The sequence below is a fragment of the Citrobacter sp. Cb023 genome (assembly GCF_030336805.1).
In the GTDB taxonomy this organism is placed as follows: domain Bacteria; phylum Pseudomonadota; class Gammaproteobacteria; order Enterobacterales; family Enterobacteriaceae; genus Citrobacter; species Citrobacter braakii.
Genome location: NZ_JAOWCV010000040.1, coordinates 33,832 through 54,922, shown reverse-complemented (window position 1 = coordinate 54,922; position 21,091 = coordinate 33,832). Strand labels below are relative to the sequence as shown.

The window sequence follows — 21,091 nt, the reverse complement described above, 5'->3', positions numbered from 1 at the left end:
TCAATCTCCCTGGGCCAACAGCGCGGCCCCCAGTAATCCAGCGTCATGACGGTAATGCGCCGCCCGTAATTCTACGTGGTAAGCCGAAGGCTCTTGTGCCAGATAGTTTTCCACCAGCGGCAGATACCCTTCTGCCAGCCCCACGCTGCCGCCAATCACCACAATCTGGCAATCGATCGTGGCCTTCACATCGGCGACAAGCCTTGCCAAAGTACGTGCCGAACGATGGATCAACCGCCGAGCCTGCTCATCACCCTGCCCGGCGCGGCTAAAAATGGTTTTGGCATCGCATCCAGCAAGCGCGCCTTCGGCAGCCGCCGCGATCCCACGACCGGAAGCGATCGCCTCGACACAACCCACACGCCCGCAACCGCACACCGGCCCATGCGGATCAGCCAGCGTATGTCCCAGATGCCCGGCCAGACCGCCAATCCCGGTCAGCAGCTTCCCATCACTTACCACCCCGCCGCCTACACCGGTGGAGACTGTGATAAACACCATATCGCGGAACTCGCCGCCAAGCGCATGATATTCAGCCCACGCCGCGGCCTGCGCGTCATTGACTGCCAGCGTCGGCAAAGCGGTGAGATCTTTTAGCGTTTGCACCAGAGGAAAATGCAGCAGCCCGCCGAGGTTGTGCGGGTTCAGCGCCAGTAGAGAACCGTCGCGGATAATCCCCGTTGAGGCGATCGCCACCCGCGTTGCCTGCCCCTGTAGCGGCGCAACCAGTGCTTGTAACGCAGCACGCAGAGCATCCGGTGTTTTGCTGGCAGGCGTCGGCAATTCATGACGCTCTTGAATTTGCAGGCTGCTGTCTACCAGTGCGACAGCCAGTTTGGTGCCGCCAATATCAATCGACAGCGTGGTCATAGCACCGCCTTTTTAAGCGCTGTGTTGTACCACTGGCAAATGTGCTCCAGCCGGGTAATGGCTGAGCCGACTGTCACCGCCCATGCGCCATGACGCATCGCCTCAGCGGCCTGCGCTGGCGTGTTGTAACGTCCTTCAGCAATCACCCGACAACCCGCGTCGCTTAAAGACTTCACCAGAGCCAGATCCGGTTCTTCGGGCGTTTCTGGCGTGGTATAACCAGAAAGGGTAGTGCCAATGATTTCGGCACCGAGTTTCTGGCAGGCCATGCCATCCGCCATGGACGAACAGTCAGCCATCGCAAGGCGTTGGTGATGATGAATACGTGCCAGTAAGGTTTCTACAGGTACCGGACGTACGCGATCGGTACCGTCGATGGCGATGATGTCAGCGCCTGCCTGCGCCAGCGCATCAACATCCTCCAGATATGCGGTGATGCGAACCGGAGAGTCATCAAGGTCACGTTTGAGAATGCCGATAATCGGCACCGAAACTACCGCCCTGGTCGCTTTCAGGTTTTCCACCCCTTCAATGCGTAACGCCACCGCGCCAGCCTGTTCTGCGGCCAGCGCCATCGCCGCAACAATTTCCGGTTTATCTAACGGGCTGTCAGGAACAGGCTGGCAGGAGACAATCAGCCCGCCGTTCGCGGCAATCTTGATATCCAGTTGTTCAAGTAACGACATGCTTATTCCCTTATGACTATTGCCCGGCGCAGGACCGGGCAAACGGATTAACTTTTGGATTTCACCATGGTGCTTTTGTCGCCGCCGAACGGCACGGCCCCGCTAAACGGTTTGCCATCAATGGCATCATGCGTACGCAATGCTTCAGGCCGCAGCCAGCGCTGTACGCGAGACGGCATATCGAGACCAATCAGCAGGATCACCACAAATGTCAGGCCGAAAGAGAGCGATCCCAACGCGGTGCCCAGATCCAGTCGTTGGGCAATCAGCGCACCGATGATCGGTGCCAACGCCCCGCCCAGTGCACCCACGTTGTAGGTGAAGCCCAGACCCGCCGCACGCTGGTCGGTATCGAAATAGCCGCCAATCAGTTTTGGTAAGATCCCGGAGATCCCCTGACCGAGCATTTGCTGGAAAAACAGCAGTAAACCCAGTACCCAGACGTTTGAGCCGCCAATCGCAAACACTGGAATAATCAGCAACTGCGAAGCCAGCAGACTGCAGACATAGGCCTTACGCGTGCCCAGCCAGTCGCCAAGAAAACCACCGACGCAACAACCGACCGCCGCGCCAAAGCCGCTAAAGAAGAGCACCCTGGCGACAGTGGAAGGGTCATACAGCAATTCGGTTTTCAGATAGGTTGGCAGCAGCGCCTGAATCGGCCACGAGTAAAGGAAGGCAAACAGCACAACCACCATCAGCATGACGCCCGTCGGCCAGCGTTTCCCGCTGCTTTGCACCATAAAACTAATGAAGATAAACGCGCATATCAGGCCAAGGACCGCCACGATAGCCGCATTTTGCAGGTTGCCTGCAAAGCAGAACCACAGCGCGGTTGCGGCGGCGAGAGTCATCACAATATTGATAACCCGATGTTCGCCCCGGTAGAGAATGTCCACCATCGTGCGTACCGGCGCTTTGCCTTCGTGTTTCTCTTTCCAGTCTTCCGCTTCCGGAATATTTTTACGCAGCCAGAGGGCGAAGATAATCGGCAAAATGCCGATGAAGAACAGCGCGCGCCATCCCCAGACCGGGACCACCAGGCTGTAGACCTGGGCGGCGATCACTGCGCCTACAGAGAAGCCGGAAATCAGGAAGCCGCTGGCTTTGTTTCGCAGGTGCCTGGGCCAGCTTTCAATAACATAAGTTGCGCTGGAGCCGTACTCACCAGCCATCCCCATACCGATAACCAGGCGGGCGATAAACATGGTGGTGTAGCCCGGCGCGAAGCCGCAGGCCAGCGTCCCCACAGAGAACAGAATGATACTGGTGACCATCGCCAGGCGGCGTCCATAACGGTCGCCCATCGCTCCCAGCATTAACCCACCAAACCAGCGGGAGATAAAAGCGGCCGAGATCAGACTGGCCGCCTGCACCGTCGTCAGTCCGAATTCGCCTTGTACTTCCGTCAGCACAAGGGCGATTAATACAAAATCAAAACCATCAAGCAAATATCCCAGCCAGGCGGCGGAAAATGCCCGCCATTGCGCCCGATTGAGATGGCGATACCACGGGATGCTCTGGGTAGAAGTACTCATTTTACTCTCCCGACGATCTTTATTTTCGTTGTGGTGCCGGATGGCGGATTCGCCTTATCCGGCCTACGAGTCTTGTTTTTGCAGGCCGGATAAGCATTGTGCTATCCGGCGTCCGATCAGTCGCGTTCCAGCATTAATTGCTGGGCCAGCGCTTTCAGTTCCGGCAGATATTGTTCATCTACCGGGGCAAATGGTTTACGGCACAGCGGAACAGAAACCACGTCCATATAGTGCAATACCGTCTTCAGGCCGCGGAACACGCCAACCTTAATGAGCAGATCGATAACCTTATTGCACTCGGTTTGCAGCTTTTGCGCCGTACGGATGTCGCCTTCTTTGAGCGCTTTCACAATTCCCTGATAACGCCATCCCATAATGTTGTAAGTGCTACCGATACCGCCATCAGCGCCCGCCAGCAGACCAGAAGCGAAGATCTCGTCATAACCGTTATAAAGCACCAGATCGGGGTGAGCGCGGCGGATCTGTTCCATCTGATAGAGATCGCCTGAGGTTTGCTTCAGCGCGCCAACGCCCGGCAACGTCACCAGCGTGTTGATTTGATCCAGCGTCAGTTTTACGCCGCTCAGCGCCGGGATGTTATAGACCACCATCGGCAAGCCATCAGCGGAATCAATAATTGCGCGGTAGTGATCGCAGTGCTCTTCAAAACTGAACGGATAGTAAAACGGTGTGACGGCCGAAACCGCATCAAAGCCGTAGCGATGCGCGGCACTCGCCAGCTGTTGGCTCTCTTCGGTACTCACTGTGCCAACGTGAGCGATCAGCGTCACCTTGCCTTTCGCTTCTTCGGCAACAATTTCCAGTACCTGCTCTCTCTCAACGCGGTTTTGGACAAATGCCTCACCCGTAGACCCACCGACATAGAGCCCGTCGATCCCTTGCCCAATGTTGAAACGCACCAGGCGGCGCAGGCTCTCAATGTCCAGTCGCTGTTGGCTATCGAATGGGGTTAACAACGCTGGCATTACGCCTTTTAAATCTCTTGCCATAGCTACCTCTGATGATGATTAGTGTTGTCTGACTGCATACCTTTATACCTGTTATACCAGATCAAATAAGCAGCAATACAATACAGAACGCTTATAGTGCGATCTGTCTCACTAAACGATCGTCAGGATCGCGATTACTTACGCAATTTTTTACTTTTGCTGAAGGCGTGCCAGGTAGCGGAAACGCTGTTGAGATGTTCTTGCAGTGCGCGGTCAGCTTCCTCAGGATCGCGCTGACGAATCGCGTCCACAATAGCGATATGCTGCTGATAACTCACGTTATTGTGCTCATATAACTCTTGGTCAGCCACGGTCGGACGGGCGGCAATCAGCCAGTCTAACAGCGCAACATGGATAGCCATAAAGATGGGATTGCCCGGGATCTCCGCTAGTATGCGGTGAAAATCAACGTCCGAGCGAATGAACAGCGTATTGTCATCGAGCGACTGGCTGTTGATCTCCAGTGCTTTCGCCAGTCTGTCGATTTGCTCATCCGTCGCATGTTCTGCGGCGTATCGTACCAGGCTGGATTCAAAGAACAGTCGCAGCTGTTCGAAGTGGGCAATGCCGCCGGGATGCGCGAGGAAATCTTTCGCCATACCGGACAGCTCGCTGATAATGGTATCAGCTGAAGGACGCGAAACGCGGGCGCGCTCGCCATTGTTGATTTGCACCAGACCTTTGCGTTTTAACGCTGCCAGCGCTTCTCGTACAGAAGGACGGCCCACGTTAAAGAAGGCCATCAGTTCCCGCTCAGATGGTAACTGTTCGCCCTCGCCAAATTCCCGACGACGAATCATCTGCTCCAGTTCTTCTTCAACCATTTCAGACAGCTTTTTACGCGCCAGCGGGCGGTTGCGTAAGCTACGGCCAATGGTGGATGGAGAGTCTTCAGCTTGCGAATCAAATGCGTTCATAGGGCCCATTCAGCTAAGTCGTGGTGACAAATAACAGCGGGTTTATCCTAACACAGGATCGAAAGCAGGGTGAAATGGTGGTCAATCAGACTGTCGGGCTTATTGGCGGTCTAACGTATCCGGATATTTTGTTACGCTAAAACATTCAGCTTTTCTTTAATTGAAAACAATCATATTCGCTTCGTGAAATTTATGAATATGAACGTGATAAATTATCATAACCATCTATTTTATAACGATAAATAATTTAAACATCGAATTAAAAATAAGATATTCACTCCATAAAAATCGCCCGAAAAAATATAACATCCGTTTGGACAACAGCGTTATTACCGGATTTATCTTCTTCTCTGGCATGGAGTGAAACAATGTTCGGCATCATTATCTCTGTCATCGTTTTATTAACGATGGGTTACCTGATCCTCAAAAACTACAAACCGCAGGTAGTGCTGGCAGCCGCGGGGATCTTCCTGATGATCTGCGGCGTCTGGCTAGGCTACGGCGCGCTGGTCGCTAACGACAAGAGCAGCGGCTATCTACTGGTCGATATTTACAACGAAATTCTGCGTATGCTTTCCAATCGGGCGGCCGGACTAGGGTTATCAATCATGGCGGTAGGTGGTTATGCCCGTTATATGGACAGGATGGGGGCCAGCAGAGCGATGGTTAGCCTGTTAAGCCGCCCGCTTAAGCTAATCCGCTCACCCTATGTTGTTCTTGCCGCCACCTATGTGATTGGTCAGATCATGGCGCAGTTCATCACCAGCGCTTCCGGGTTAGGCATGCTGCTGATGGTGACGCTGTTCCCGACGCTGGTCAGTCTTGGCGTGAGCCGTTTATCCGCGGTGGCGGTCATTGCCACTTCAATGTCAATTGAATGGGGCATTCTGGAAACCAACTCTATTTTTGCCGCGCAGGTGGCGGGCATGAAAATCGCTACCTACTTCTTTCACTATCAGTTACCCGTCGCATCGTGCGTTATCGTCGCCGTCGCTATTGCACATTTTTTCGTTCAGCGGCAGTTTGATAAAAAAGCATTCCCGGAAAGCAACGGATTCGCTGAACAAAAGACGCTGGAAAACGTGCCACCTCTCTATTACGCCATTCTACCCGTCATGCCGCTGCTTCTGATGTTGGGCTCGCTTGCCCTGGCACATATGGGGTTAATGAAAACAGAGCTGAATCTGGTGGTGGTCATGCTGATGAGCATGACGCTGACGATGTTTGTCGAGTTCCTGCATAAACATAATCTGCGCGAAACGATGGATGATGTGCAGGCCTTCTTTGACGGCATGGGAACCCAGTTTGCCAACGTTGTCACGCTGGTGGTCGCCGGTGAGATCTTTGCGAAAGGGTTGACGGCTATCGGGACTGTCGACGCCGTAATAAAAGGTGCAGAGCATTCCGGCCTTGGCGGTATCGGCGTGATGATCATCATGGCCGTGGTCATTGCCGCCTGTGCGATTGTCATGGGGTCAGGTAACGCGCCGTTTATGTCTTTTGCCAGCCTGATTCCAGATATTGCCGCCGGACTACATATTCCTGCGGTAGTGATGATTATGCCGATGCATTTTGCTACTACGCTGGCCCGGGCGGTATCCCCCATTACAGCGGTCATTGTGGTGACATCAGGTATTGCGGGCGTATCGCCCTTTGAGGTGGTAAAACGTACGGCCATTCCGATGGCGGTGGGATTTGTGGTCAATATGATAGCCACCATCACGCTGTTTTACTGATCCCGAAGGCAGAAAACAGAACAGGCCCCAAAGGGCCTGTTTTTTTATTTCACTACGCGTAGCGCTGGACGCCCACCGCGTGGCGGCGGCGGAGTGTCATCCGGATCGTTGTCGTCGCCATTGTCAGGCTTATCGCCATCAATGACCGACATGACCGTTTCACTCTCAAAACCAGGTGCGTCGTTGTCGTCATCATTTAAGCTGGCGACATCTTCGTCGTAGGCGGCTTCCGGCTCGAACATAGTACCGGCACCATTTTCACGAGCATAAATTGCCAGAACTGCCGCCAGCGGTACAGAAACCTGACGCGGCACACCACCGAAGCGCGCGTTAAAGCGCACTTCATCGTTAGCCAGTTCCAGGTTACCCACCGCACGCGGTGCGATATTCAGAACAATTTGCCCATCACGCGCATATTCCATAGGAACCTGCACGTCCTGAAGCGTCACATCCACCACCAGGTGCGGCGTAAGCTGGTTGTCTAACAACCACTCATAGAATGCGCGCAGCAGATACGGACGGCGTGGTGTTAGCTGTGGCAAATCCATACAGGTTAACCCCGGCCCAGACGCATTTCACGTTCAGGCTCAGTCAGAGAAGCCAGGAAAGAATCACGTTCAAAGACGCGAGTCATGTACCCTTTCAGTTCTTTCGAACCTGCACCGTTGAATTCAATGCCCAGCTGCGGTAAACGCCACAGCAGCGGCGCCAGGTAGCAGTCTACCAGGCTGAACTCATCGCTCAGGAAGTAAGGTTTCTGGCCAAATACTGGTGCAATTGCCAGCAGTTCTTCGCGCAGACGCTTACGCGCGACTTCGGCTTCAGAAGCAGAACCGTTCACGATGACGTTCATCAGCGTGTACCAGTCTTTTTCAATACGCTGCATGTACAGGCGGCTTTCACCACGCGCAACCGGGTAAACCGGCATCAGCGGCGGATGCGGGAAGCGCTCATCCAGGTATTCCATAATGATGCGAGATTCCCACAGGGTCAGCTCACGATCCACCAGTGTCGGTACGCTCTGATTCGGGTTGAGGTCGATCAGATCCTGCGGTGGATTGTCCTTCTCCACATGCTCAATCTCGAAACTAACACCTTTCTCAGCCAGCACAATGCGGACCTGATGGCTATAGATGTCAGTAGGACCAGAAAACAGCGTCATTACCGAACGTTTGTTGGCAGCGACAGCCATGAAAACCTCCAGGTATATTCAGAATTTTTACTGCTACCAGCCACTAAGTGGCCAGCCAGAAGTGATGTCACCCATATTCGGGAAAGCCATTACTGTTCAAAATACAAACAAAAAATGAACGATACCGGACATTTGGGCAGAAAATTGGATGATAGTTTACCAGATTTTGTGACCTTTGTGGTGAGTCGATTCTTGAAATGGGGAAAAAGAGGTGGCAATCAGCGGATTACCGTGGTTATACGGAGAGCAGTAACGATAAAAAAACCCGCCGAAGCGGGTTTTTTCGCAAATTGTTGTCTGCCGAAGCAGAGTACAATTAACGTTTGGAGAACTGAGGACGACGACGTGCTTTACGCAGACCGACTTTCTTACGTTCAACCTGACGAGCATCACGGGTAACGAAGCCAGCTTTACGCAGTTCGCCACGCAGGGATTCGTCGTACTCCATCAGAGCGCGGGTGATACCGTGACGGATCGCACCAGCCTGACCAGAGATACCACCACCTTTAACAGTGATGTACAGATCCAGTTTCTCAACCATGTCGACCAGTTCCAGCGGCTGACGAACTACCATGCGGGCAGTTTCACGACCGAAGTACTGTTCCAGAGAACGTTGGTTGATTACGATTTTACCACTGCCCGGTTTGATGAAAACGCGAGCTGCGGAACTTTTGCGGCGACCAGTGCCGTAGTATTGATTTTCAGCCATTGCCTATAATCCCGATTAGATGTCAAGAACTTGCGGTTGCTGTGCCGCGTGGTTGTGCTCGTTGCCAGCGTAAACTTTCAGTTTACGGAACATAGCACGACCCAGCGGGCCTTTTGGCAGCATGCCTTTAACCGCGATTTCAAGCACACGCTCAGGACGGCGAGCAATCATCTCTTCAAAGGTCGCTTGTTTGATACCGCCGATGTGACCGGTGTGGTGATAGTACACTTTGTCAGTACGCTTGTTGCCAGTTACAGCAACTTTGTCAGCGTTCAGAACGATGATGTAATCACCGGTATCTACGTGCGGAGTATATTCCGCTTTGTGCTTACCGCGCAGGCGCAGAGCCAGTTCGGAAGCCAGACGGCCCAGAGTTTTACCGGTCGCGTCAACAACATACCAGTCGCGTTTTACGGTTTCTGGTTTAGCTGTAAAAGTTTTCATTAAAAGCTTACCCAAATAAATAAGTTACACGTTGGTGAACACCCAAACGTTTTGTCAGTTGAGGTTCACACGACATTGTCCAGCAAACCTACCCCTTCGAATAGCCTATGCCGGCGCATAGAAAGTTTTGGGAAAAAAACTCTCTCGTAACGTGGGGTCGCAAGATTATAGAGAAGTCAGGGTCAAAGATCGACCCCTTTATGTGATTTGCGGCAGGTTTAACCGGCTAAATGTTCCCGCTTCAGATACTCTTCGCTTTGCATCTCCTGCAAACGCGACAAACAACGCTGAAATTCAAACTTCAGACGCTCGCCCTGATAGATTTCATAAAGAGGTGAGGCCGCACTGACCACCAGCTTAACGTGGCGTTCGTAGAACTCATCCACCAGTGCGATAAAACGCCGCGCTTCACTCTCCATCAGCGTCGTCATGACCGGCACATCAGACAACAGCACCGTATGAAACAGACGCGATAGCGCAATGTAGTCATGCTGACTACGTGCATCGACACAGAGCGTGGTGAACGACACCGCCAGCGTTTGGTTTTCGACGGCCAGCGTCTGCATCGGACGATGATTGATCTCCAGCGTCGGAGCGTGTTCACCTTTCGTTCCCGCTAATGCCAGCCAGAGCTTGTCCATCTGCTGGCGGGTTTCCTCATTCAGTGGCGACAACCACAAATGCGCCTGCGTTAAGGTGCGCAGACGATAATCGACGCCAGCATCGACATTCATGATGTCACAATGCTGTTTGATGGCATCAATGGCAGGAAGAAAACGCGTGCGTTGCAAACCGTTGCGATACAGCTCATCAGGCGGAATATTGGAGGTTGCCACCAGCGTAATACCACGGGCAAACAGCGCCTTCATCAGACCGCCGAGCAGCATGGCGTCGGTGATGTCAGAAACAAAAAATTCGTCAAAGCACAGCACGTCCGTTTCAGCCTTAAAGCGGTCGGCAATGATTTCCAGCGGATCGCTCTGCCCCTGCAGGGCCGTAAGCTCTTCATGGACGCGCAGCATAAAACGGTGAAAGTGCAAACGCTGTTTACGCCCGCCCGGCAGGCTATGGAAGAACAGATCCATCAGCCACGTTTTTCCGCGCCCGACTCCGCCCCACATATACAGACCACGCACCGGCGCATTGGTCGGTGACCCACGTTTTCCCAGCAATTTGCCAAAACGCGCCATCAGTCCGCTCTCCTGCGGCGCAGGACGTGCTGGCGTCGAAAGCGCCTGGAAAATTGTTTCCAGTCGATTCACTGCTTCTTGTTGTACGTTGTCGGGCTGATGACTGCCGTCTTTGAGGGCTTGCTGGTAACGCGATGTCGGGGAAAGGCTTTGCATGATGTTATTGTTATTCCTTGAGAATCGATGTGCCGTCGCTCACGGTTGACGAAAAAAAGGCCGTTCTACATTACGTGATATAAACACGGGATTCCACTTCTACGGGATTAGCGGTTATAGTGGCATAATCAGGCGCAGGCATGGAGCCTAAAGCCAACACCCTACGGAAACACAAGACAACGGGAGATGTTCATGACCTGGGAATATGCGCTAATTGGGTTAGTCGTCGGTATCATTATTGGTGCTGTAGCCATGCGTTTTGGTAATCGTAAATTACGCCAACAGCAAGCATTGCAGTACGAACTGGAAAAAAATAAAGCTGAGCTGGAAGAGTACCGCGAAGAGCTGGTGAGCCACTTTGCCCGCAGCGCTGAACTGCTGGATAACATGGCGGACGATTATCGTCAGATCTACCAGCATATGGCGAAAAGCTCCAGCAACCTGCTGCCGGGTATGTCACCGGAAAATAATCCGTTCCGTAATCGTCTGGCAGAGTCCGAAGCGGGTAACGATCAGGCGCCGGTTCAGATGCCGCGTGACTATTCTGAAGGCGCATCTGGCCTGCTGCGTAGTGGCGTAAAGCGCGACTAACTGCACATCGTTAAGAAATTTATTGGGCGCAGCAATTGCGCCCTCCGCTTCTCTTCCTGTCCCAGCTATTATTTAGTCGTTAGCCTCATTGTGACCAAACCGAAAATTCAATAACATCAAACTGTTTTGAATCATCTTCCGTTTACTCAAGGTACGAGAGCAGGATCCATGAAAAAACAAACCCAGCTGTTGAGTGCATTAGCGTTAAGTGTCGGGTTAACTCTCTCGGCGCCATTCCCAGCCGCAGCGTCGATTCCCGGCCAGGTTCCCGGTCAGGCTGCGCTCCCCAGCCTCGCCCCGATGCTGGAGAAAGTGTTACCTGCCGTGGTGAGCGTAAGGGTCGAAGGCACCGCCGCTCAGGGGCAGAAAGTCCCGGAAGAGTTCAAAAAGTTTTTTGGTGATGAACTTCCCGATCAACCTGCACAACCTTTTGAAGGGCTGGGTTCCGGGGTCATCATTGATGCCGCCAAAGGCTACGTCCTGACCAATAATCACGTCATCAATCAGGCGCAAAAAATCAGCGTCCAGCTTAACGATGGCCGTGAGTTCGACGCTAAGCTTATCGGCAGCGACGACCAGAGCGATATCGCTCTGCTGCAAATTCAACACCCCAGCAACCTGACGCAAATTGCCATTGCCGACTCCGACAAACTCCGCGTCGGTGATTTTGCGGTGGCCGTGGGTAACCCGTTTGGTTTGGGGCAAACGGCCACCTCCGGCATCGTATCGGCTTTGGGTCGCAGCGGGTTGAACCTGGAAGGTCTGGAAAACTTTATTCAGACCGATGCCTCCATCAACCGGGGTAACTCCGGCGGCGCGTTGCTAAACCTCAATGGTGAGCTGATTGGCATTAACACCGCGATTCTGGCCCCCGGCGGCGGTAGCATCGGTATTGGTTTTGCGATCCCGAGCAATATGGCACGCACGCTGGCGCAGCAACTGATGCAGTTTGGTGAAATCAAACGTGGTCTGCTGGGAATTAAAGGCACCGAAATGACTGCCGATATCGCCAAAGCGTTCAAACTGGACGTGCAGCGCGGCGCGTTTGTCAGCGAGGTTCTGCCTAACTCTGGCTCCGCAAAAGCAGGTGTGAAGTCTGGTGACGTCATTACCAGCCTCAACGGCAAACCGCTCAACAGCTTCGCCGAACTGCGTTCACGCATAGCGACAACCGAACCAGGGACCAAAGTCAAACTGGGCCTGCTGCGTAACGGTAAACCGCTGGAGGTTGAAGTAACCCTGGATACCAGTACATCATCGTCCGCCAGCGCGGAGATGATTGCTCCTGCGTTGCAAGGGGCTACGCTCAGTGACGGTCAGCTTAAAGACGGCACCAAAGGCATCAAAATTGATAACGTTGAAAAAAGTAGCCCAGCCGCGCAGGCCGGTCTGCATAAAGATGACGTTATCATTGGCGTTAACCGCGATCGTGTAAACTCGATCGCCGAAATGCGTAAAGTGCTGGAAACGAAACCGTCGATCATCGCTCTGCAGGTAGTTCGTGGTAACGAGAGTATTTACCTGCTCCTGCGTTAACGCATGCAACCGGACATCAGCCTCCCGTGTGATGTCCGGTAAACTCGTGATATGCTGCTGCCGTTCCCTTTATTAATGACGCCGCCATCATGTTTGTGAAGCTTTTACGTTCGGTCGCGATTGGTTTAATCGTCGGCGCTATTCTGCTGGCCGCGATGCCCTCTCTGCGAAAAATAAATACGCTTACCGCGCCACAGTTCGACAGTGCAGATGAAACGCCCGCCAGCTATAACCCGGCGGTTCGCCGTGCAGCGCCTGCCGTCGTTAACGTTTATAACCGTAGTATGAACAGCACAGCACATAACCAGCTTGAGATCCGCACACTCGGCTCAGGCGTTATCATGGATCAGCGCGGCTATATCATTACCAATAAGCACGTCATTAATGATGCCGACCAAATCATCGTCGCGTTGCAGGATGGGCGTGTATTCGAAGCGCTGCTAGTGGGTTCTGATACGTTAACCGATCTTGCGGTGCTGAAAATCAACGCGACTGGCGGACTGCCGACAATTCCAATTAATAACAAACGCGTGCCGCACATCGGCGATGTCGTCCTCGCCATTGGTAACCCGTACAACCTTGGGCAAACCATCACTCAGGGGATTATCAGCGCCACCGGTCGTATTGGCCTGAACCCGACTGGACGGCAAAACTTCCTGCAAACAGATGCCTCCATCAACCACGGCAACTCCGGCGGCGCGTTGGTCAACTCGCTGGGCGAGTTAATGGGTATTAACACGCTGTCATTTGATAAGAGCAACGATGGCGAAACCCCGGAAGGGATCGGCTTTGCTATTCCGTTTCAGTTGGCAACCAAAATTATGGATAAGCTGATTCGTGACGGGCGCGTGATTCGTGGCTACATCGGCATCAGCGGTCGCGAAATTGCGCCACTGCACGCCCAGGGCGGCGGGATGGATCAAATTCAGGGGATTGTGGTTAACGAAGTGGCTCCAGACGGTCCGGCTGCGCAGGCAGGAATTCAGGTTAACGATCTGATTATTTCGGTCAATAACAAACCGGCAGTATCTGCGCTGGAAACCATGGACCAGGTGGCAGAGATTCGCCCAGGTTCGGTTATCTCTGTTGTCGTGATGCGTGATGACAAGCAGTTGACGCTGCAGGTAACGATTCAGGAATACCCGGCTACAAACTAAATCACAAACGAAATGATGTAAAAAAACCGGAGATAGCTCCGGTTTTTTTATGCGTCAAATTCGCGATATTTGTAGGACGGATAAAGCGTTAAACACCGCCATCCGGCCTACATAAAGGCGTTATTTAACGAACTCTTCACCCAGGGTGATATCTTTCTTCAACGTATCCAGCATACCTTCCAGTGAGCTCTGCTCAAATGCGCTCAGCTTGCCGATAGACTGGCGTTCTTCTACGCCGTTTTTACCCAACAGCAGCGGCTGAGAGAAGAAGCGAGCATACTGGCCGTCGCCTTCAACGTAAGCACATTCAACCACGCCTTTTTCGCCGCTCAGTGCGCGAACCAGTGACAGGCCGAAACGTGCTGCAGCCTGACCCATAGACAGGGTTGCAGATCCGCCACCGGCTTTAGCTTCCACAACTTCAGTACCCGCATTCTGGATACGTTTGGTCAGGTCTGCCGCTTCTTGCTCAGTGAAGCTCACGCCAGGAATTTGTGACAGCAGCGGGAGAATGGTCACGCCAGAGTGGCCGCCAATAACCGGGACTTCAACGTCACCAGGCTGCTTGCCTTTCAGTTCCGCAACAAAGGTGTTGGAGCGGATGATGTCCAGCGTGGTCACGCCAAACAGTTTGTTCTTATCGTATACGCCTGCTTTTTTCAGCACTTCTGCAGCGATAGCAACGGTCGTGTTCACCGGGTTGGTGATAATACCGATACATGCTTTCGGGCAGGTTTTAGCAACCTGCTGCACCAGGTTCTTCACGATACCGGCGTTAACGTTGAACAGGTCGGAACGATCCATACCCGGTTTACGTGCGACACCCGCAGAGATCAGTACCACATCAGCACCTTCCAGTGCAGGGGTAGCGTCTTCGCCGCTGAAGCCTTTGATTTTCACAGCAGTAGGGATATGGCTCAAATCAACGGCCACGCCAGGCGTTACTGGAGCGATGTCGTACAGGGAGAGTTCTGAACCTGAAGGCAGTTGGGTTTTTAACAGTAATGCTAGCGCCTGACCGATACCACCAGCAGCGCCGAGGACTGCAACTTTCATCCTAAACTCCTTATTATATTGATAAGCAAAGTGTCTATTGCTCCGCGGCGGCGACCTTAATTCACAAATCCAACGAATACAACAACCACGCGTCAAGAATGCGTAGTCACGCAAATTTGGCTTTTATGCATTTAACTTACGTAAAATAAAACCTAAGTTACGTAATTCAAAACCACCCGCACAGTAGAGCAACTTTCCAACAGGTGCTGACAATATACCCTACCCACCTCTCAAAACAACATCAATTTGATAACATTTAATTTACTTTTAACCTTATTTGCGAGCCGTGACACAGGCATGTTTCTTGATAACGAAATTTGATAAAATTCCGCTCTTTCATAACATTATTTCAGCCTTGAACAAGGCAGACTGTTTGCATAAAAATTCATCTGTATGCACAATAATGTTGTTTCTACCGCCATATTACGGGTGACTTATGCGAAGCTCGGCAAAACAAGAAGAATTAGTAAAGGCGTTTAAAGCGCTGCTTAAAGAAGAAAAGTTCAGCTCTCAGGGCGAAATCGTCCTCGCGTTGCAGGATCAGGGCTTTGATAATATCAATCAGTCCAAGGTTTCTCGCATGCTGACCAAGTTCGGCGCCGTGCGTACCCGCAATGCGAAAATGGAAATGGTGTACTGCCTGCCGGCAGAGTTAGGGGTACCTACAACATCCAGTCCACTGAAAAATCTGGTATTGGATATCGATTACAACGATGCAGTTGTGGTTATTCATACCAGCCCTGGCGCTGCTCAGTTGATTGCACGTCTGCTGGACTCATTAGGTAAAGCGGAAGGGATTCTGGGTACAATTGCCGGTGACGATACCATCTTCACCACCCCAGCTAAGGGTTTTACGGTAAAAGATTTGTACGAAGCCATTCTGGAACTGTTCGAACAAGAGCTGTAATACTTCCACCCCGTCGCCTCGCGGCGGGGGAAAAACCTCTGTATCCACCCTCCTCCCTCTATTATCCACTGTCATTGATTTAACAAATGGTGCGTTTAACCGTCAAAAGTCATTCACATAGCGAATATGAAGAGTTAAAAACGCACATTTTGCAAAAATACATATCTCAATGATTTAATTGAATTTATTATAAAATTAATGCTTAAAACCCTATTTTTAATTCCGTTTTGTTATAAAAAATATTTTTCTTAATACTTAATCCGCATAGAAACAATTAGCGTGGTATTAATTTATCGAGTGATTAGTGTATACTTGATTTTGTGATGAGGGTCACGAAACGCAGACCCCAATAAAAGAATTCGACGAGGTAAATATCATGAAAATCAAAACAACTATTGCAACCTTAAGCCTTCTTTCTGTTCTCTCTTTCGGTGCAAGCGCCGCAGTGACTCAGGTGAACTCACAAGAAGCACAGAACCTGCAATCCATGGGCAGCATCTCCGTATCTCAGATCGGTAGCTCACCAATGGACATGCGTCAGGCCATCGCCGCTAAAGCTGAAAAAGCGGGTGCCAGCAGCTATCGCGTCACCGAACTCCGTGAAGGCGCTCACTGGCACGCGACTGCAGAACTCTACAAATAAACCCTCGTCGTCTAGTCCGACGACTTGCCCCCGCCTGCCGGGGGCTTTTTTATGCCTTACATTGAGTGACGAACGTTAAAGCGCAGTTGTCCTTCCAACTCTTCTTCCGCTTCATCGAACAGTAAAATCAGTGCGCCGTATCGCCTGCGTAGCTTGTCCGGCAAATGAACAAATTCAATCTCCAGCGGCAGCGGTAAAACGTCCCCGATAACCACCTCCCACAGAGAATCTAAATCAACCACCTTTTCCCGGGCGAGACCGAACGCGCGCGTAAACTCACGGTAGAAATCCCCCTGGTCTTCTATCTCGTCAAAATCAAATGTATAGATGTTCATCTATAGCCACCATCCCGACGCCAGTCACTCTACAGACCATCAATATGCAGGAACCTCCTGCATTTTCAGGTAAGTATAGCCATAAAAAAACCGACGCTTTTAGCGTCGGTTTCCAACTCTTAATTACTGGTCAGCGCATGCTGGTATTTGTGCAGCATCCCGCTAAGTCGTTTTACCGGCTCGGTCACCTGCGGCGGCGCTTGCCAGATGATTAATTTCTCCTGATAGATCTCAAGCTCCTCCAGCAACTGGCTAAAGTAGCGTCGGCGCTTGTCGTCGTTTCCTGCGGAAATCACGTGATCCGCAGTGCGACGAAGCTGGCGATGGAACGTGGATAGATCCTCGTTTACCGGTATCGGCGCATCGCGCAAGCGCTGATGCGCAATGATCATCGTCAGCGCCAGGCGAAACTTCGCCAGGTCGCCGGGAAATTTGTTCATCAGCAAAAACAGCTGCTGATAAAGCGCCGGGAGATGGTTTTCTTTACGACGTACCACGTTGGTGGTCATCGCTGAAACCGCCGCCGAGACAAACTGGTTGAGCAACACGCGACCCGTTCTGTCACGAGAGTTATCGCGCACCAACAGAATGACGATAAATGCCAGCACGCAGCCAACAATTTGCCCCAGCGCACTGTCAAGGAACTGGCTAAAGTGGAAGGTCATCGGGTTATCCAGCACGATGATATTAATAGTGCTGGCCAGAGCCCCCATTGATCCCAGCCGTCGTTTCTGTACCTCTATACCCAGAAAGAACCCCAGCACCGCCAGGCTCAGGCACAGTAACAACATGCTTTGTTGCGTATTGGGGATAATCACCAGGAAATAGAGCGCCCCGAGCGGTAACGCCGCCAACGTACCGTAAATAAAGTCTATCGCCACCATGCGCGGGTTGGGCAAACGCATTGCCAGCGAAGTGACAACCGCAATCATCACCATTGCGCCGCTGCCGGAGGTCCATCCGGTCCACAGCCAGAATAAAGTTCCCAGGACACAAGAAAGCGTGGTGCGCCAGAAGTTGACCATCGCATGATGGCGCTCGGCAGACTCCACCTTCACTACTGGCTCACCTTGCAGGATCTCTTCTTCCGTGGCGCTAATTTTGGTATTACTCAGTACACCGCGTTTGAGCAACAGGTAGCGCGTCGCGGCGCCTGCCCAACTATATATCGTGATCGGCGTTTCGCGTTCGCCGGTCCAGGCAATCACCCGCCGCATCCGCTTCAACTGTTTATGAACATCCTGCACCGTCTCAACCGGCATATTGAACAACTCGCGGAAGGTATCAGTGATCAGTTCGGGTCGAGTGTTCTGAATAAGATAGGTTTCGCAGGACTGCGTGATGAGCGTGAGTGACAGCGTGTTCAATGCTTTGAGTCTGCGGTTAGCCCGCCCCCAGCGTGAGGACTCCATATTCAGGTTACTTCGCATGCCTTCCAGTGCCGCCGTACGCCGGACTAAATCGCCCCAGGCTTTGTCCACTTCTTCACTGTCACCATGCTTAATGCACAGCTGCATAAGCTGATACTGCGCCACCAGCAGGCTGTCCAGTTCGACATCAATCTCCTGTTTCACCGAACGGGGCGAAAAGAGCAGATCGGCCACAATAGCACAGACAATCCCCATCACTATTTCACTACAGCGTTCGAGCGCAAATTGCGGCGTCAGCAGCGGTTCAGCCTGGATGGTAATGACGATGATCAGCGCCGTATAGCCCGAAAGTCCCCAGGCATAGGAGTTTTCGATCTTCACAAGCGACGAGATCCAGGTACAAAAACCGGCCCAGATACAACACACCAGGATCATCAATAACGGGGCGCGGATCATGCTGATGATAATGATCAGTGCAGCAATACAGCCAATAAATGTCCCGACAATACGCAGCATGCCGCGATAGCGTATAGCACCAGAATAGGGCTCTCCGCCAGCGGCAAAGGCCGGGCCAGCCGCCACAATGGCGGCGGTCAGCACCGCCCAGCGCGGGGTCTCAAGTTGGAAGTGAAAGCCAACGAACAGCGCCAGTACAATCGCGCACGCCAGTTTCACCGCAAAGCGGATATGCTGGTTGGCAATAGAGAAAATGCCCATCACGATTAGCCAAACTCGCGCAGGCGGTGCGCCATTTTACGGAAGAAGGATTCCCGGCTTGCATCGCGATCCTGCTTGCCGGTAATGACGACGGTAGCCGTAGTCCCCGCAGGCCACAGGGTTCCCTGCTGCTCATCAAGACGAATTCGCACCGGTACACGCTGCGCCAGACGCACCCATTCGAGATTGGAATCAATGGTCGCCATACCCTTTGCGTCCCGCGTGCTGCTGGCATTCGTTACGCCAGCCGCCACGCTATCAACGGTGCCCTTCAGCACATGATTACTGCCCAGCGGGGTGATCTCTGCGCGATACCCAGGGCGGACGCCTTCCAGCTTGGTTTCTTCCATATAGGCCAGCACATAAAAAGAATGCTGTTTGACCAACGCCACCGCCGTAGAGCCGCGAGTAATAAATTCGCCGCTGTAGACGTTCAGGTTAGTCACCCAGCCATCTGCTGGCGCGCGAATGACGGTACGTTCCAGATCTAATTTCGCCAGGTCGCGGGTCGCCTGCGCTTTCGCAAGCTGGTGTAATACGGTTTGCAGGACATTGTTTGACTGGTCGATCTCTTCACGAGACATAGCCTGCACGCCCAGCCGGTTACGACGGCTGGCTTCCTGGCGTTTTTCCTGTGATAACACCTGATAGTAGGCGACGTCTGCTTCCGCTTCTTCGAGCGCTTTTTTATAGCGCGGCTGATCGATGGTAAACAGGACCTGGTCTTTCTTCACCAGTTGATTATCATGAACGTTAACGTTAGTGATAAGCCCGGCGACATCCGGGGCTATGGCCACAACGTCGGCGCTGAAGCGCGCATCACGCGTCCACGGCGACTCGGTGTAGAACACCCATGCGCGGAAAATGGCGATGAAGGCCAGAACGACCAGTACGAGAGTCGTGGCCGTACGGGAGAGTTTTCTTGTTAGTGTTTTCACTTCAACCTCAAACGAACAGGCGCGTTATTAAATAGAACAGGCAGCAATACAGCGCGGTGTTAAACAGAGCCGGGTGCCAGACAAAATCATAGATGCCAGTTGGAACCAGTACCCGGCGCACCAGCCAGAAAATCGCCAGTGACAAAAGTAATTCGAAAAAAATCGGTGGGAAGGACAGACCAAACACCACGATAACGGGAAACAGACTCATGTTGACCTTGGTAGCTTAAGAGAGTGCAGGTGATAGATTTTCTAGCGTATGTCACCGCAGAGAAGGGCAAGGATGAGCCAGGCGAGAGCGACATAGCTGTTATTTGAATAATAATATATTAACGTAACTGTTATGCTGTTATCTATATTATGTGATCTAAATCACTTTTAAGTCAGAGTGAACAATGGAACGATTAAAACGTATGTCGGTGTTTGCCAAAGTTGTCGAACTGGGCTCCTTCACCGCCGCCGCAAGACAGCTACAAATGAGCGTTTCATCGATAAGCCAGACGGTCTCTAAACTGGAAGATGAGCTACAGGTCAAGCTGCTAAACCGCAGCACACGCAGCATTGGGCTAACCGAAGCCGGTAAAATTTATTATCAGGGCTGCCGCCGGATGCTGCACGAAGCACAGGATGTTCACGAGCAGCTTTATGCCTTTAACAACACGCCCATCGGCACCTTGCGCATTGGCTGTTCTTCAACCATGGCACAAAATGTCCTCGCTGGGTTGACCGCAACGATGCTGAAAGAGTATCCAGGATTGACGGTAAATCTGGTAACAGGCATCCCGGCACCGGATTTAATCGCCGACGGTCTGGACGTGGTTATTCGCGTCGGCGCGTTGCAGGACTCCAGCCTGTTTTCACGTCGCCTGGGAACCATGCCGATGGTGGTCTGCGCCGCTAAAAGCTATCTCGCGCAGTTTGGCGTGCCGGAAAAACCCGCCGATCTCAGTAACCACTCGTGGCTGGAATACAGCGTGCGCCCGGATAATGAATTCGAACTTATCGCTCCGGAGGGGATCTCTACCCGCCTGATCCCGGAGGGGCGCTTCGTGACTAACGATCCGATGACGCTGGTGCGCTGGCTGGCCGCAGGCGCGGGTATTGCCTATGTGCCGCTGATGTGGGTGATCAATGAGATCAATCGTGGCGAAGTGGAGATCCTGCTGCCCCGCTACCAGTCGGATCCACGTCCGGTCTATGCACTGTATACCGAAAAAGACAAACTACCGCTCAAGGTCCAGGTGGTGATTAACTATCTGACGGATTATTTTGTCGATGTAGCGCAACTGTTTCAGGGGATGTACGGCCGGGGCAAAGAGAAATAAAAAAGCCCGGTAGCGCTTTGCTTACCGGGCCTACATTCAGTGCCAGCGCACATTCCAGGCCGGATACG

The 21,091-nt window shown here is 52.5% G+C and carries 22 protein-coding genes; 7 read left to right on the top strand and 15 right to left on the bottom strand.

From position 1 onward, the window contains the following. From nanK to nanR, 5 genes are all read right to left on the bottom strand, one after another. Window positions 1–870: an N-acetylmannosamine kinase gene (gene nanK / locus OGW44_RS21175; RefSeq protein WP_185654413.1), complete on the bottom strand. Its 870-nt coding sequence runs from the start codon at window positions 868–870 to the stop codon at window positions 1–3. Continuing rightward, window positions 867–1,556 (bottom strand): N-acetylmannosamine-6-phosphate 2-epimerase, encoded by a 690-nt coding sequence (locus OGW44_RS21170; RefSeq protein ID WP_019077794.1) that lies wholly within the window; start codon window positions 1,554–1,556, stop codon window positions 867–869. The genes nanK and OGW44_RS21170 overlap by 4 nt, the downstream gene beginning before the upstream one ends. A gap of 47 nt (window positions 1,557–1,603) precedes the next feature. Continuing rightward, window positions 1,604–3,094: a sialic acid transporter NanT gene (gene nanT, locus OGW44_RS21165; RefSeq protein WP_016154702.1), complete on the bottom strand. Its 1,491-nt coding sequence runs from the start codon at window positions 3,092–3,094 to the stop codon at window positions 1,604–1,606. A gap of 116 nt (window positions 3,095–3,210) precedes the next feature. Next, a complete protein-coding gene (nanA, locus tag OGW44_RS21160; protein WP_016157581.1) occupies window positions 3,211–4,104 on the bottom strand; it encodes an N-acetylneuraminate lyase in 894 nt (297 codons plus the stop codon). A 134-nt stretch (window positions 4,105–4,238) separates the two neighbouring features. Further along, entirely contained in the window at window positions 4,239–5,030 is a 792-nt protein-coding gene (nanR, locus tag OGW44_RS21155) for a transcriptional regulator NanR (RefSeq protein ID WP_016154704.1), read from the bottom strand. A 359-nt stretch (window positions 5,031–5,389) separates the two neighbouring features. Here nanR and dcuC point away from each other — a divergent pair, with 359 nt between their 5' ends. Further along, window positions 5,390–6,757 carry an anaerobic C4-dicarboxylate transporter DcuC gene (dcuC, locus tag OGW44_RS21150; RefSeq protein ID WP_185654412.1) on the top strand — a complete coding sequence of 456 codons (1,368 nt, stop codon included), beginning with the start codon at window positions 5,390–5,392 and terminating at the stop codon, window positions 6,755–6,757. 44 nt (window positions 6,758–6,801) lie between these two features. Here dcuC and sspB read toward each other — a convergent pair whose 3' ends face one another. From sspB to zapE, 5 genes are all read right to left on the bottom strand, one after another. After that, window positions 6,802–7,305: a ClpXP protease specificity-enhancing factor gene (sspB, locus tag OGW44_RS21145; RefSeq protein ID WP_016154706.1), complete on the bottom strand. Its 504-nt coding sequence runs from the start codon at window positions 7,303–7,305 to the stop codon at window positions 6,802–6,804. Between the two features lie 5 nt (window positions 7,306–7,310). Beyond that, window positions 7,311–7,949, bottom strand: a complete 639-nt coding sequence (gene sspA, locus OGW44_RS21140) for a stringent starvation protein SspA (protein ID WP_003025132.1) — start codon at window positions 7,947–7,949, stop codon at window positions 7,311–7,313. Window positions 7,950–8,265: 316 nt separating this feature from the next. Beyond that, window positions 8,266–8,658 (bottom strand): 30S ribosomal protein S9, encoded by a 393-nt coding sequence (gene rpsI, locus OGW44_RS21135; RefSeq protein ID WP_003025138.1) that lies wholly within the window; start codon window positions 8,656–8,658, stop codon window positions 8,266–8,268. Window positions 8,659–8,673: 15 nt separating this feature from the next. Further along, window positions 8,674–9,102: a 50S ribosomal protein L13 gene (rplM, locus tag OGW44_RS21130; RefSeq protein ID WP_003025141.1), complete on the bottom strand. Its 429-nt coding sequence runs from the start codon at window positions 9,100–9,102 to the stop codon at window positions 8,674–8,676. A 218-nt stretch (window positions 9,103–9,320) separates the two neighbouring features. Next, entirely contained in the window at window positions 9,321–10,448 is a 1,128-nt protein-coding gene (zapE, locus tag OGW44_RS21125; RefSeq protein ID WP_101700715.1) for a cell division protein ZapE, read from the bottom strand. A 192-nt stretch (window positions 10,449–10,640) separates the two neighbouring features. Between zapE and zapG the strand changes: the two genes are divergently transcribed. The 3 genes from zapG to degS all read left to right on the top strand — a co-directional run bounded on the left by zapG (window position 10,641) and on the right by degS (window position 13,732). Next, window positions 10,641–11,039 (top strand): Z-ring associated protein ZapG, encoded by a 399-nt coding sequence (gene zapG, locus OGW44_RS21120; protein ID WP_151217884.1) that lies wholly within the window; start codon window positions 10,641–10,643, stop codon window positions 11,037–11,039. Window positions 11,040–11,207: 168 nt separating this feature from the next. Further along, the gene (degQ, locus tag OGW44_RS21115; protein WP_046276025.1) at window positions 11,208–12,575 is read left to right on the top strand and encodes a serine endoprotease DegQ; all 1,368 of its coding nucleotides are present in this window, start codon (window positions 11,208–11,210) and stop codon (window positions 12,573–12,575) included. 89 nt (window positions 12,576–12,664) lie between these two features. Next, the gene (gene degS / locus OGW44_RS21110; RefSeq protein WP_003025154.1) at window positions 12,665–13,732 is read left to right on the top strand and encodes an outer membrane-stress sensor serine endopeptidase DegS; all 1,068 of its coding nucleotides are present in this window, start codon (window positions 12,665–12,667) and stop codon (window positions 13,730–13,732) included. A 120-nt stretch (window positions 13,733–13,852) separates the two neighbouring features. Here degS and mdh read toward each other — a convergent pair whose 3' ends face one another. Beyond that, window positions 13,853–14,788, bottom strand: coding sequence for a malate dehydrogenase (gene mdh, locus OGW44_RS21105; protein ID WP_008785953.1), 936 nt, complete (start codon window positions 14,786–14,788; stop codon window positions 13,853–13,855). A 436-nt stretch (window positions 14,789–15,224) separates the two neighbouring features. On the opposite strand from mdh, the gene argR reads away from it, so the two are divergent. Together argR and yhcN are read left to right on the top strand one after the other, a co-directional pair. Beyond that, window positions 15,225–15,695 carry a transcriptional regulator ArgR gene (gene argR / locus OGW44_RS21100; RefSeq protein WP_003025162.1) on the top strand — a complete coding sequence of 157 codons (471 nt, stop codon included), beginning with the start codon at window positions 15,225–15,227 and terminating at the stop codon, window positions 15,693–15,695. Window positions 15,696–16,071: 376 nt separating this feature from the next. Beyond that, window positions 16,072–16,338, top strand: coding sequence for a peroxide/acid stress response protein YhcN (yhcN, locus tag OGW44_RS21095; RefSeq protein WP_003025165.1), 267 nt, complete (start codon window positions 16,072–16,074; stop codon window positions 16,336–16,338). A gap of 56 nt (window positions 16,339–16,394) precedes the next feature. Here the strand turns inward: yhcN and OGW44_RS21090 are convergent, their stop codons facing one another. The 4 genes from OGW44_RS21090 to aaeX all read right to left on the bottom strand — a co-directional run bounded on the left by OGW44_RS21090 (window position 16,395) and on the right by aaeX (window position 19,909). Then, on the bottom strand, window positions 16,395–16,673 hold the full coding sequence (locus tag OGW44_RS21090) for a barstar family protein (protein ID WP_016154709.1): 279 nt from the start codon (window positions 16,671–16,673) through the stop codon (window positions 16,395–16,397). 119 nt (window positions 16,674–16,792) lie between these two features. Further along, window positions 16,793–18,760: a p-hydroxybenzoic acid efflux pump subunit AaeB gene (gene aaeB, locus OGW44_RS21085; protein WP_047499757.1), complete on the bottom strand. Its 1,968-nt coding sequence runs from the start codon at window positions 18,758–18,760 to the stop codon at window positions 16,793–16,795. 5 nt (window positions 18,761–18,765) lie between these two features. Next, window positions 18,766–19,698 (bottom strand): p-hydroxybenzoic acid efflux pump subunit AaeA, encoded by a 933-nt coding sequence (aaeA, locus tag OGW44_RS21080; RefSeq protein ID WP_185654411.1) that lies wholly within the window; start codon window positions 19,696–19,698, stop codon window positions 18,766–18,768. A 7-nt stretch (window positions 19,699–19,705) separates the two neighbouring features. Next, window positions 19,706–19,909: a p-hydroxybenzoic acid efflux pump operon protein AaeX gene (aaeX, locus tag OGW44_RS21075; RefSeq protein ID WP_003025177.1), complete on the bottom strand. Its 204-nt coding sequence runs from the start codon at window positions 19,907–19,909 to the stop codon at window positions 19,706–19,708. A gap of 184 nt (window positions 19,910–20,093) precedes the next feature. Here aaeX and aaeR point away from each other — a divergent pair, with 184 nt between their 5' ends. Then, window positions 20,094–21,023: an HTH-type transcriptional activator AaeR gene (aaeR, locus tag OGW44_RS21070; protein WP_016157586.1), complete on the top strand. Its 930-nt coding sequence runs from the start codon at window positions 20,094–20,096 to the stop codon at window positions 21,021–21,023. Window positions 21,024–21,091: the final 68 nt, after the last annotated feature.